This is a genomic window from Roseateles sp. P5_B10 (assembly GCF_056400485.1).
On sequence record NZ_JBFULE010001523.1, the window covers coordinates 1 to 651 of the forward strand.

At 71.8% G+C, this 651-nt stretch carries 1 protein-coding gene and 1 pseudogene; both read right to left on the reverse strand.

From position 1 onward, the window contains the following. Nucleotides 1-203 (reverse strand): annotated as a pseudogene (locus AC1DU6_RS34375) (chaperone modulator CbpM); the annotation flags it as partial. A 5-nt stretch (nucleotides 204-208) separates the two neighbouring features. Further along, on the reverse strand, nucleotides 209-651 hold a 443-nt coding region (locus AC1DU6_RS34380), incomplete at its 5' end, for a DnaJ C-terminal domain-containing protein (RefSeq protein ID WP_477862948.1).

Sequence of the window (651 nt, forward strand, 5' to 3'; positions counted from 1 at the left end):
GCCGTGCGCGTCGCGCGCAGCGATGGCCCCGTGAAGGCCCACTGCTGCGGCGCGTCGCCCTCGGGTTGCAGCACGCCTTCGTCGACCAGCGACAGCACCTGGGCCGGGCTCGCGCCGGCGGCCTGGCACAGGCCGCTCAGGCTGAAGACGATCTCTTCCTCGACGATGACAGCGTCGATCACATCACTTGAGTTGTCGGCCATGGTTGTCATCCTTCCTGCGCGACGCGCGGGTCATAGTCCGGAAACGCCGCCCGCAGCGCGGCATAGGCCGCCTGGGCCGCGTCGGAGTCCGCGCGCGGCAGCGTTAGCGTCAGCACGGCATACAGGTCACCCGGCGGCTTGGCCGGCAGGCCACGGCCCTTCAGGCGCAGCTTGCGGCCCTGGGTGGAGCCGGCGGGAATGGTGWGGTGCACCTCACCCGAGGGGGTGGGCGCTGCGACGGTGGCGCCCAGCGCGGCTTCCCAGGGAGACACCGGCAGGTCGACATACACGTCTCGGCCATCGATCCGGAACTGCGGGTGCGGCTTCAAGGCGATCTCCAGGTACAGGTCGCCCGCAGGTTCGCCGCCGTGGCCAGGGCCGCCCTGGCCCGCCAGGCGCAGGTGCTGCCCCTCGCGCACGCCGGGCGGAATGTTGACCTCCAGCTGGC